The sequence below is a fragment of the Dolichospermum lemmermannii CS-548 genome, assembly GCF_028330815.1.
GTDB lineage: Bacteria > Cyanobacteriota > Cyanobacteriia > Cyanobacteriales > Nostocaceae > Dolichospermum > Dolichospermum lemmermannii.
This window is the reverse complement of the sequence record NZ_JAQMTJ010000098.1, coordinates 15,554-27,265: the sequence shown is the minus strand read 5'-3', so window position 1 is coordinate 27,265 and position 11,712 is coordinate 15,554. Positions and strand designations below refer to the sequence as shown.

Annotated in this window: 14 protein-coding genes; 2 read left to right on the top strand and 12 right to left on the bottom strand. The window is 41.8% G+C overall.

Annotation, left to right across the window (positions count from 1 at the left end):
* Positions 1–2,719, bottom strand: a 2,719-nt coding sequence (locus tag PN450_RS06645) for a choice-of-anchor Q domain-containing protein (RefSeq protein ID WP_271835787.1), incomplete at its 3' end; no start/stop codon positions are given.
* Between the two features lie 509 nt (positions 2,720–3,228).
* Here PN450_RS06645 and PN450_RS06640 point away from each other — a divergent pair.
* Positions 3,229–4,128 (top strand): M48 family metallopeptidase, encoded by a 900-nt coding sequence (locus PN450_RS06640; protein ID WP_271835786.1) that lies wholly within the window; start codon positions 3,229–3,231, stop codon positions 4,126–4,128.
* A gap of 278 nt (positions 4,129–4,406) precedes the next feature.
* Positions 4,407–4,907, top strand: coding sequence for a 2TM domain-containing protein (locus PN450_RS06635; RefSeq protein WP_213799133.1), 501 nt, complete (start codon positions 4,407–4,409; stop codon positions 4,905–4,907).
* Positions 4,908–5,263: 356 nt separating this feature from the next.
* Here PN450_RS06635 and prfA read toward each other — a convergent pair whose 3' ends face one another.
* From prfA to infA, 11 genes are all read right to left on the bottom strand, one after another.
* Positions 5,264–6,361, bottom strand: a complete 1,098-nt coding sequence (gene prfA, locus PN450_RS06630; RefSeq protein ID WP_271835785.1) for a peptide chain release factor 1 — start codon at positions 6,359–6,361, stop codon at positions 5,264–5,266.
* Positions 6,362–6,482: 121 nt separating this feature from the next.
* Positions 6,483–6,731 (bottom strand): 50S ribosomal protein L31, encoded by a 249-nt coding sequence (gene rpmE / locus PN450_RS06625; protein WP_213711418.1) that lies wholly within the window; start codon positions 6,729–6,731, stop codon positions 6,483–6,485.
* 108 nt (positions 6,732–6,839) lie between these two features.
* Positions 6,840–7,256, bottom strand: coding sequence for a 30S ribosomal protein S9 (gene rpsI, locus PN450_RS06620; protein WP_015079186.1), 417 nt, complete (start codon positions 7,254–7,256; stop codon positions 6,840–6,842).
* Positions 7,256–7,708 carry a 50S ribosomal protein L13 gene (rplM, locus tag PN450_RS06615; protein ID WP_015079187.1) on the bottom strand — a complete coding sequence of 151 codons (453 nt, stop codon included), beginning with the start codon at positions 7,706–7,708 and terminating at the stop codon, positions 7,256–7,258. Before rplM ends, rpsI begins: the two co-directional genes overlap by 1 nt.
* A 106-nt stretch (positions 7,709–7,814) precedes the next feature.
* Positions 7,815–8,648 carry a tRNA pseudouridine(38-40) synthase TruA gene (truA, locus tag PN450_RS06610; RefSeq protein WP_168695294.1) on the bottom strand — a complete coding sequence of 278 codons (834 nt, stop codon included), beginning with the start codon at positions 8,646–8,648 and terminating at the stop codon, positions 7,815–7,817.
* Positions 8,649–8,733: 85 nt separating this feature from the next.
* A complete protein-coding gene (gene rplQ / locus PN450_RS06605) occupies positions 8,734–9,084 on the bottom strand; it encodes a 50S ribosomal protein L17 (protein ID WP_213711416.1) in 351 nt (116 codons plus the stop codon).
* Positions 9,085–9,119: 35 nt separating this feature from the next.
* A complete protein-coding gene (locus PN450_RS06600; protein WP_015079190.1) occupies positions 9,120–10,064 on the bottom strand; it encodes a DNA-directed RNA polymerase subunit alpha in 945 nt (314 codons plus the stop codon).
* A gap of 206 nt (positions 10,065–10,270) precedes the next feature.
* Positions 10,271–10,666 (bottom strand): 30S ribosomal protein S11, encoded by a 396-nt coding sequence (gene rpsK / locus PN450_RS06595; RefSeq protein ID WP_015079191.1) that lies wholly within the window; start codon positions 10,664–10,666, stop codon positions 10,271–10,273.
* Between the two features lie 54 nt (positions 10,667–10,720).
* Positions 10,721–11,101, bottom strand: coding sequence for a 30S ribosomal protein S13 (gene rpsM / locus PN450_RS06590; RefSeq protein WP_271835784.1), 381 nt, complete (start codon positions 11,099–11,101; stop codon positions 10,721–10,723).
* A 106-nt stretch (positions 11,102–11,207) separates the two neighbouring features.
* Positions 11,208–11,321: a 50S ribosomal protein L36 gene (gene rpmJ / locus PN450_RS06585; RefSeq protein ID WP_015079193.1), complete on the bottom strand. Its 114-nt coding sequence runs from the start codon at positions 11,319–11,321 to the stop codon at positions 11,208–11,210.
* A gap of 116 nt (positions 11,322–11,437) precedes the next feature.
* Positions 11,438–11,662 carry a translation initiation factor IF-1 gene (infA, locus tag PN450_RS06580; RefSeq protein ID WP_006276978.1) on the bottom strand — a complete coding sequence of 75 codons (225 nt, stop codon included), beginning with the start codon at positions 11,660–11,662 and terminating at the stop codon, positions 11,438–11,440.
* Positions 11,663–11,712 lie beyond the last annotated feature (50 nt).

Below are 11,712 nucleotides of genomic sequence, written 5' to 3'. Positions count from 1 at the left end.
TCAATCCCCAATTTCCTTCAGAAGAAACCCAATTCCAGTTATTATCTAAATGCCAAATATGCAGATAGTTTCCAGAAACGTTTTTCCAGAGAACTTGGTTATCCCCATTGACAGTTTCTGCGGCTATCGTTTGCCATCCTGAACCGTAGATATCTTGGTAGATTTGTTGTCCACCGTTTTTGATGGCAGTTGGGGTGTTTGTTCCTACTTGAGCAAAGTATTTATTGGTTGCATCTTTGACTAATTTTGTATTACCTGCTAATTCAATTGGGGTGTAGGGATTGCCAATAATACCATCACCATTAGCATCTATGCCAAAGTTAGTTTCTTGAGTTAAAGCATCAGCAGAATTTAATCCCCAATTTCCTTCAGAAGAAACCCAATTCCAGTTATTATCTAAATGCCAAATATGCAGATAGTTTCCAGAAACGTTTTTCCAGAGGATTTGATTATCTCCATTGACAGTTTCTGCGGCTATCGTTTGCCATCCTGAACCGTAGATATCTTGGAAGATTTGTTGTCCACCGTTTTTAATAGCAGTTGGGGTATTTGTTCCGACTTGGGTAAAGTATTTGTTGGCTGCATCTTTGACTAGTTTGTTGTTTCCTGCTGATTCAATGGCGGTGTAAGTATTGCCTGTATCATCATTAGTTATAGTTCCTACTGCCTGATTATCTGCAATTGTGGCATTAGTGGCATTGCTAAGGTTGACGAAGAAGGTTTCGTTCGGCTCAAATGTTGTATCACCAGTCACAGCAACATTGAAAGTTTTACTAGTAACACCGGGATTAAAAGTTAATGTACCTGTGGAGGCGGTATAGTCACTACCTGCTGTGGCTGTGCTGTTAGCAGTAGCATAGTTAACTGTGACAGCAGAGGTACTGGCGGCAGAAAGAGTCACAGTAAAGGTAGCGTTGGTTGTTCCTGTGTTGCCTTCGGTAACAGTAATATCTTTGATGCTGAGGCTGGGTAAGGCTGCTGCTTGTACCTCAAATGCGCCGATATCGACTCCACCTCCAACAAGCCGCGTTAAACCTCGTTGGTCGTAGGGAATGGGTTCTGTTCTATTTCCATCGCCATCAAGGTCTTCTGTATCAGCAGGGATTAAGCTGTTGTTACCAGCGTTAATCGCCGGGCTACCAGGAAGGAGAGCATGAGTAAGGGTGAGTCCACCGTTATTTTGTAAGGGTCCGAGTCCGGGGTTGGGGTTAACAATATCTGTACCAGTGCCTACAGTGCCACTGGCTCCAGCCAGAGAGCCAATTAAGTTGTAATTATTGCCGTTAACTGTGCCTTGAATATCTTTGCCTGTCCCCTGGTAATCATAATTACCAAAATTGCCAGCAACAATTGTGTTTTTTAAATTGGCACTGCCATAAATTCCACCTCCTCCTAAAATACCAGCCGTATTATTGGTAATTGTGGTATTCAGTACATTTATAACGTTGCCCCCAGCCGAACCTATACCACCACCAGCACTTCCGGCACTGTTTCCGCTAATGGTTGTGTTAACTAAAGCAATAGAGCCATAGCTACTGTTACCTTGAATACCGCCACCAGAGCCACTTGCACTATTGTTACTAATTGTAGTGTTGATCACCGTCAAGGCATCAAAGTTGTAGATGCCACCTCCACTACCTGATGTATTATTACTTATGGTGGAGTTAGTCGCAATCAGAGTGCCAGAATTAAGGATACCGCCACCGTTGCTACCTTTATTGTTATTGATAGAACTATTTCGCAAGTAGACTGTACCATCGTTATAAATACCGCCACCCCAAGAGCTACTCTCTGCACTATTGCCACTGATGGTAGTGTTGTACAAATCGAGAGCGCCATTATAATCAACCCTAATGCCTCCACCTCCATTAGTACCATAACTAGATATCTTGCCGCCCGTAACGACTACATTCTGTAAGCTTAATGCTCCTCCAGCCAGTACATGAAAAACGCGATCGCTATTTAATAAACCTGACGCATTAATAGTTGCTTGTCCACCAACTGCCACAATATAAAGCACATTACTGCGAATTTTAATATCTAAATCTCCTGTCAAGGCTGCATCTTCATTAATCCCATTTGATGTGAGGTTGTAAGTTGTTCCTCCAGTTAAATGGATTTCATAATCAGTAGTCTTATTCGCATTGGCGATTATAATCGCATCCCGCAATGATAAACCACCAGTAGCACTACCATCATTTTGATCTGCGGTTGTTGTCACTGTTAAAACAATTGGCGCAGCTTGTTCTACAGCAATTACTTTTCCGTCTACAGTAATATTTGCCCAATCATTTTCTGTGTTAATTCTGTCTAATTCCTGAGTTGTTAAATTTTGTCCGCGCACCAATGCTGAGAATTTTTCTCCTTCATCTCCGGGGGTGTCTATTTGATTAATTTGAGCATCAATAAAATGCCCAATTTCTTCTAATAGAACCGCGCTAATGGCTTCTGCTGTGGAAGTTGCGATAAAATTAGCTGATAAATAAATCTTATTGGTGCTGGTGGCATAAGCGCCATTAGCATTGCCAAGAGTGCTATTATCAAGAGTCTCAATTTGCGGAAGTTGACTAAAATCACCAGATAGCCATTGAGTACGAATGGTTACAGCTACGGTATGATCGTATTGTGTACCAAATGTAGTATCGAAAACCTGCCAGAAATTGTTTAAACCAGCAAAGGTGCTGAGTTGGTTGTAAGTCAGGGTGAGAACAGTATTCATGGTTTTGATTAATTATTAGTATTAAAATGATGTCTGGGGATGACAATCTATATCACAAGTGTGACACAAATACTTAGAGATGTCAACCTGTACATCCGCACTGCAAATTAGGATATTTTTTTAATTGGTAGTCACCAATGTCAATACTACTATCAATTTTTAAAAAGTCTAATTTATGACTAAAATGGACCATTAAAAGGTTTAGTGCTGCTCATTGGTGTCAACTTAGGCTAGGGATACTTCGGCAAGTGTTACAGTGAGCTTGTCGAAGGGTCGAACTACTTAGTACAAGAACAAACCTGCCCGGAACTTAAGTTCCGGTCTAAAAGCTAAAGTGCGTTAAAACGCACTCTAGTTAACTCAAAATCAAAAATTATCCTATTTTTGCTAAAATAGTCGGTTTTAACCGACTTTAGCTTTTAGACAGGGAATTTATTCCCTGGATTTTATCTTTTTTATAAAATCTATCGAATCTATCGAATCAACCGATTTAATTAAAATTACTACCCATGACCAAAAAAATATTAACTGGACTTAGTTCAACAGCCTACGAACACCCCTTCGATAAAAAAGCCTTAGCTTCTTTACAAAGTATGCCTGGACTTTCTCCTTTACTCAAAAAAGTCAACGAATATGGTATTGATCGTTTACTAAGATTACAAAGTATTGCTAGTGAAATCAGAGTCACACCGCGAAATTTTCCCCAATTGTATCAACCATTGTTAGAAGCTTGCCAAATTCTTGATGTGACAACTATTCCTGAATTGTATTTATTTCGAGGGACAGGACATATTAGAACCTATATTATTGGGGTAGAAAAACCCATTGTTGGTATTAATATAGAAGCAATGGAATGGTTAAATTATGATGAATTGCTGTTTATTTTTGGATACGAAATTGCTCGAATTAAAAGTCAGCACATGATTTATCATCAAATGTCAATTGTGATGCCAGTATTAAAGATATGGATCAGCAGTACCACATTAGGGTTAGGAGGATTGATAGCTAGTGGTGTAGAATTAGCGTTATATAATTGGGTAATGATGGCAAAGTTCACTGCTGACCGGGCTGGTTTATTAGCTTGTCAGGACATTGATGTGGCAACTACCGCACTGATGAAACTTGCAGGTTTGCCAGAAGAGTATTTAACTCCTCATGTGATCGAAGATTTCCTCATTCAATCCCGCGAATTTGCTGCTAATAGTGTTGATAGTTTAGATCAAGTTACGAAAATATCAAGTTATTCAGATTCTAATCTTTCTTGGTTAGTTATGCGGACAGGGGAATTATTAAAATGGGTTGATTCAGGAGAATACAATCATGTACTTCAAGGAGAAAATGTCAACACTTCAAAAGGAGAAGAGGAAGGAGACGAAAAAGAAGGATGGAATTTTTTGACTTCTTGGTAATGGATATATGTATGATTAACGATTGCCTTGAATAATCTCTTATGCGTGGCTAAATTAGATTCCACAGGAGATGAATAAAAAAGTTTTCATAATATGCTTGAAAACCCGTAGGAGCGCAGCCCCTGCGCCCTTGCCTCATCTAATAACGGCTATATATCTTTTTCCCAACCATAACTAATTGAACACCAGATTGGTTTAAATTTGCTAACCTAGAAATGGTGTAAATATTGCTGATGGTAGCGTGGTTCTCTATTAAAACTATTATTTGAGCAACAATTATGACAGCATTTAACTCTGACAGCCTGCGTTCCTACAGTCAAGATGATGTCCAGCAAATTCTGCAATTAGCGATCGCTCGTCAAGTGGATGATAATGATCAGGAATTTTCCTATCAGCAGATAGTGGAAATTGCCACAGAGTTACAAATATCACCTGATACATTGCAACAAGCGGAACGAGATTGGTTAGTCAAACAAAGCGAAGTTGAACAACGTAAAACTTTTAATCTTTATCGTCAAAGTAAATTTAAAAAACGGTTAGGAAATTACGCAATTATTAATATTTTTTTCCTAGCTATGGATGCCATTGGTGGCGGTATTTCTTGGTCACTTTATATCTTACTAGGTTGCGGATTAGCCATATCCTTAGATATTTGGAATACTTTTCAAACCCAAGGTGAAGATTACGAAATCGCCTTTCAAAGATGGAATCGCAACCATCAAATTAAACAAACAATCAATACAGTTCTAAATAGGTGGTTTAAGGTATTTAGTCCTTAGAGGACATTTTAAAAGTATTCGGAGATATCTAGTAGTTTGTCAAGATAAAAATGATGGTCTGTAGTGTGAGCGTCTCGCTCACGCGGGCAAGACTTGTACTGAGCAAGCGAAGCCCTGAGCCTGCGAAGCCCTGAGCCTGCGATGCCCTGAGCCTGTCGAAGGGTCGAAGGGTCGAAGGGTCGAAGTATGCCCGCACTACCAAATACCCGTCAAAATAAATTTGACAGATTACTAGTCTCGCTCACGCGGGCAAGATGCCCGCACTACCAAAAACCCGTCAAAATAAAGTTGACAGAGTACTAGTATAACCCACGAAGGTGGGTTTTGTCTGTGTAGGCGTGATTTCTAATCGCCTTTTATTTAGAACCAGAGGTGGCTAATTCTGCTAACCGTTCCTGTTGATCTTGAGAAATACAAGATTGAATCACCGTTTCTAAATCACCTTCCAAAACCGGGTTAAGGGTAAAATTTTGACCTAAACGATGGTCAGTCACCCGGCTATCTTTATAATTGTAAGTGCGAATTTTTTCCGAACGAGAACCCGTACCCACTTGTAAGCGCCGCATGGAAGTCACAGCATCCTGTTGTTCACGCAACTTTATTTCATACAACTTAGCCCGGAGAATTTGCATTGCCCGTTCTTTATTCTGCAACTGACTCCGTTCTTCTGTACAGAAAATCCGAATCCCAGTCGGTTTGTGGAACAAATCAGCGGCTGTTTCCACCTTATTCACGTTTTGTCCACCCGCACCACCAGAACGCGCCGTACTCATTTCAATATCTTTCGGGTCAATATGAATTTCCACCTCATCCACTTCTGGCATAATTGCTATAGTAGCAGTAGAAGTGTGAACCCTTCCCCCAGATTCCGTTGCTGGTACGCGCTGTACACGATGTACACCAGATTCAAACTTCAGTTTACTGTAAACACTATCACCTTGAATTTCTAGAATTACTTCCTTATACCCGCCCATTTCCCCCGAAGATTCGCTGACTAGCTTCACCTTCCAACCTTGGACATCAGAATAGCGAGAATACATCCGCAGTAAATCTCCCGCCCAAATACTCGCTTCATCACCACCAGTCCCAGCGCGAATTTCCAACATGATATTTTTATCATCGTTGGGGTCACGGGGTATCAGCAACACTTTTAAGCGATTTTCTAGATATTCCAGCTTTTCCTCTAGTTCGCTGACTTCCAATGCTGCCATTTGTTGCAACTCTAGATCGCTATTTGACTCTTTGAGGATCTGACGCGCTCCTACTAATTCATCTTGGGTTGTTTTCCAAGTTTCATAGGTATCAACTACCTCTTCCAAGGAAGAACGAGACTTGGCAATTTTTTGATACTCATCAGGATTACTAGCGGTATCAGGATCGGCTAAACGGCGTGTTAATTCATTAAATGTTTGTTCAACAGATTTAAGTTTATCCAGTAAATATATTTCTGCCATGATGACTACATAAGCTCCTAAAAAATAACAAGTGGGCTACTGCATTAAATGACAAGCGACCCAGCACTATGCAGGGTCGTCTATGGCTTCCGCCATGTTATCAATAGTTACAGCCAACCAGCTACTTTTGATTATCGTCGCCAGTTTGAGTTTCAGTTTGAGTGCTGGACATACCATATTTACGGAGGAAGCGTTCTACACGGCCTTCAGTATCAATCATTTTCTGAGTACCAGTGTAAAAGGGGTGATTTCCAGACCAAACATCTACGTGTAATTCGGGTTTGGTAGCACCAATGGTCATAATAACTTGACCATTACAGTAGACTTTAGCGTCTGGATACCATTTGGGATGAATATCAGGTTTAGCCATTGTTTTTTTGTTGCGAATCTATATAAATTGTGACTGGGGATTGGGGACTGGGGACTGGGTAAAAGTTTTTCCTTCTGAACTCCTGACTCCTGACTCCTGACTCCTATCTTAACGTTTGGAGTATTGAGGTGCTTTGCGGGCTTTGTGCAAACCGTATTTCTTCCGTTCTTTAGCTCGTGGGTCACGAGTTAAATAGCCTTCAGTTTTCAGCGGTGAACGGTTATCTGGGTCAAGTTGACACAAAGCGCGGGCAACTCCTAGACGAATAGAATCAGCCTGTCCAGTTAAGCCACCACCTTCGGCTTTCACCAAAATGTCATATTCGCTTTCTAATCCCAAGGTTTCCAAAGGTGCTTTAATAGCTCCTAAGTAGTTGGGATTGAATTGGAAATACAAATCTCCATCTTTGCCATTAACAGTCATTTTCCCTTCACCGGGAACTAGACGGACACTAGCAACTGAACATTTACGGCGACCAGTACCCCAGTAAACGGCACGACCGCTAGTAGTTTCTGCTACTTGCATTAATTTTCTCCAGGAATTGTACTAATTGTGATTTCTTTGGGTAGTTGTGCTGCATGAGGATGAGTTGGGCCTGCATACACTTTCAGCTTGGTAAATAATTGCTTACCCAAACTATTTTTAGGTAACATACCTTTAATAGCGTGTTCAAGGATTCTTTCGGGTAAGCGCTGTTGCAACTTAGCGAAAGTTTCTGTTTTCATTCCACCAGGACGGCCGGAATGACGACGGTAAACTTTTTGGGTGCGCTTTTTACCTGTAACTGCCACTTTCTCAGCATTGATAATAATGACAAAATCCCCTGTATCCATATGGGGTGTAAATTCAGGTTTCTTTTTGCCTCTGAGGATCATTGCAACTTCGGTAGCAAGACGACCCAGACGTTTATCTGTAGCGTCTACTAAGTACCAATCGCGCTCAATAGATGCTTGAGGGGGAAGGTAGGTTTTAGTCATTTTTTTTGTCAGTTGTCAGTTGTCAGTTGTCAGTTGTCAGTTGTCAGTTGTCAGTTGTCAGTTGTCAGTTGTCAATTGTCAGTTGTCAGTTGTTAGTTGTCAATTGTCAATTGTCATGACCCATGACTAGGTATGGTTGGGTGTCATACCAAATTTTTGGCGGAAAGGGAAAATCGGGATAACCGACTCTCAACAAGCATAACCCGTGAGCAGGTGCAGAATATTTCACTTCTTCCCGGCGTTCTTGTTGCCAGATGTCGGTGAAGTTATCTAGAGTCCGCTGACCAGAACCTACTTGTACTACCATTCCGATTAATAGCCGCACCATGCCATATAAAAATCCATTAGCCTGAATTTCAATATGGATAAATGCTCCACTACGACGGCATTCTACAGCTTGCACTTCTACCCAGGAATGCGATCGCGCTGACCCAGCCCGTTCAAAAGCAGATAAATGGTGTTTTCCCAGTAGCGGTTTCAGGGCAGATGTAATTAAGTCTGCATCCAAGGGGGCATAATAATAATGCCAACTGAAAGGTTGCGCGAATAAATTCGGTAAATTTTCAGTGTAGATAGTGTAGCGATATCGTCGGTAAACTGCGCTAAAACGAGCGTGCCAACTTTCACTTACACCTGCTGATGCCCTGATCAATATCCCTGGGGGCAAATAGCCATTGAGAACCTTTGCCCACCTGTGAGCAGGAATTGAACCTGTAGCTTGAAAATGGGCTACTTGAGCGGCAGCATGGACTCCAGAATCAGTTCTACCTGCTCCGTGGAGTGTCACATGATACCCTAGAACAGTGGCTATAGCTGTTTCTATCTCTTCCTGGACAGTGCGCTGTCCTTTTTGTCTTTGCCAGCCGTGAAAATGAGTACCTATGTACTGAATAACCAAGGCTACTCGCTGAGTAGAATTATGCTGGCTGCTTTCTAACATAGTTGTTTGTCAGTCGTCAGTTGTCAGTTGTCAGTTGTTTTTTATTTGCTACTGACCAATGACCAATGACTAATGACTAATAACTTTAAACTAGTTCAATAATCGCCATTTCAGCATGATCACCGCGACGGGGGACGGTATGCAGAATGCGAGTATAACCACCTTGACGGCCAGCATACCGAGTTGGGGCTTGCTCGAATAGTGCATGAACCAGAGTTTTGTCGTAGATATAGCCTAAGGCCTTTCGACGTGATGCTAAAGAGCCATCTTTAGCTAGGGTAATCATTTTATCTACTTCACTGCGGACAACTTTAGCTCTGATTAAAGTTGTAGTAATTCGACCATGACGTACCAACTCTGTTGTCAAAGCTCTGAGAAGAGCGCGACGTTGATCCGCTGGTTTACTAAGTTTTTTGACTCGGCAACGATGGCGCATAATAATGCAAAGAGTGAATTATTAATGGTTTTGATTTAGCTAGGCTTAGAGCTTCTTTCTTGAGGTAAAGTAATACCTAAGCGACGCTGTAAAGCTTCCACTACTTCTTCTGCTGACTTTTGACCAAAGTTTTTGATTTCTAAAAGGTCTTCTTGGGTGTAATCCAATAAGTCGGCTACGGAATTTACTTGAGCGCGTTTGAGACAGTTATAAGCTCTGACAGATAACTGTAATTCTTCAATCGGAATTTGCGCGGTGGGATCATCTGGGATATCTGAACCTGTATCCGTTGGTTCTAAGGAGATATCTTTCAGTGGGTTGAATAAATCTACCAAAATTCCAGCGGCAGATGATAGTGCTTCTTGAGGAGAAATACTACCATTAGTCCATACTTCCAACAGTAGTCGGTCTTTCAAAGAACCATCGTCACGGGTTTCTTCAACACTATAGTTGACTTTCCGTACGGGCATAAACACTGAGTCAATTTGGAGAAAATCCAAAGATGTGGCTTCTTCTCTGCCTCGTTCTACAGTCCTGTAGCCTTTGCCTTTCTCAATCCGAAATTCCATTTCCAGTTTTCCACCTTCAGCAATGGTGGCGATATACTGGGTCGGGTCAATCACTTCTACTTCACTAGGTAAGTCGAAATGCGCTACAGTAACTGTTGCTGGGCCGTTCACGAGTAAGCGACCAATTTGGGGTTGAGAAGAATAACTCTTGAGAATGACATCCTTCATTCGCATGAGGATTTCTAGTACGTCTTCTCTTACCCCTGGAACTGTCGCAAACTCATGGCTAACACCAGCAATTCTCACCGCTGTTACTGATGTTCCTTCTAAGTTAGAAAGTAAAACCCGCCGCAACGCGTTACCAACAGTTGTCCCTTGACTGCGCTCTAGGGGTTCTAGAACGAACTTACTGTAATAGCTCCGACTTTCCTCAGCATTAGACTCTACACATTCAATTTGAAACTGAGCCACGGAGTAGCCTCCCTTGTTAAGGTGCTGCTAGAAGACAAATTAATTGCTTCTCAAATTTTCTTGAAAGCGAACTTATTTACCCCACGCGTCTAAATTCAACAAGTATTCGCTTGGGGAAAATAGTTCAAAATTACCAGCCACAGAGGGCATTGTTGATGATTTCCCAAGGGTTCTAGCTTTTGGCTTGATTACCCAATAGGTTCTGTTTAAACTCGACGGCGCTTGGGTGGACGGCAACCGTTATGGGGAATTGGGGTAATATCTCGAATGAGTGTAATTTCCAATCCTGCACCTTGAAGCGCCCGAATAGCGGTTTCTCTACCTGCACCGGGACCACTCACCATGACTTCGATTTGCCGCATTCCTTGGTCTGTGGCTCGTCTAGCTGCGCTTTCAGCAGCGGTTTGTGCAGCAAAGGGAGTTCCCTTTTTTGCCCCTTTAAATCCACTAGAACCAGCACTTGCCCAGGAGATAACATCTCCATTTTGATCGGTAATCGTGACAATGCTATTGTTGAAGGTAGACTGAATGTAGGCAACCCCATTGGGTACGTTCCGTTTCTGCTTTTTGCTCCCGGATTTTTTCGTTGGTTGTCTGGCCATATTTCTTTAGTGAATTTAAGGTACAACTTGCTAATTGCAGCAAGTTTAGAAAAATTATTTGCCAGGGGCTTTCTTCTTACCAGCCACTGTCTGTCTTCTACCGCGTCTGGTTCTTGCGTTGGTCCGGGTTCTTTGTCCACGCACTGGTAAGCCCATGCGGTGTCTACGACCTCTGTAGCAGCCAATATCAATCAAACGCTTAATATTTAGTCCTTCTAGACGGCGTAAATCTCCTTCAACCTGATAGTTGCTTTCGATTTCTCCTCTGAGAGCGGCTACATCAGCATCAGACAGGTCTTTTACGCGGATATCTGGATTTACGCCAGTAGCTGCGAGAATTTGATGTGATCTAGTTAAGCCAATTCCGTAAATGTATGTTAGACCAATTTCTACCCGCTTATCGCGGGGAAGGTCTACGCCGGAAATCCGTGCCACAATGAATCTCTCCCTATTGTTTTCGTAGTTGCAGTTAGCAAAGTGCGATTTTGTGGCTTTAGCCATTTCATGGTCGCGGGTTTAACTTTGCTTTGATAGATAGTTTCTATCCTTGGCGTTGTTTGTGTTTGGGATTTTCACAAATCACCATCACGCGACCACGACGCTTGATCACGCTGCACTTTTCACAAATTTTCTTAACTGAGGCTCTGACTTTCATGCCTTTAAAATTGACTCCAAATAGTAAATTATAGCATTTCTAGAAGAAATATTTCAGTTATGTAACTAGAAAAAGACCAGTTGATTTATGTATGGTAAGATTCTCTGTTATTGATTTTATTTCTTCCGCAGGCGATAGGTGATTCTACCTTTGGTTAAGTCGTAGGGTGTTAATTCAACTTTGACGCGATCGCCAGGTAAAATCTTGATGTAATTACGGCGAATTTTCCCAGAAATGTGTGCCAGGACATTAAAGCCGTTATCTAAGTCAACACGAAACATTGCATTAGGCAACGATTCGGTGACAGTCCCTTCCATTTCAATTAAATCTTGCTTAGACAAGTTTTTTCCTCAACTCAATAATCTCCTGTTGTCCTTGTCCACTTTCATGG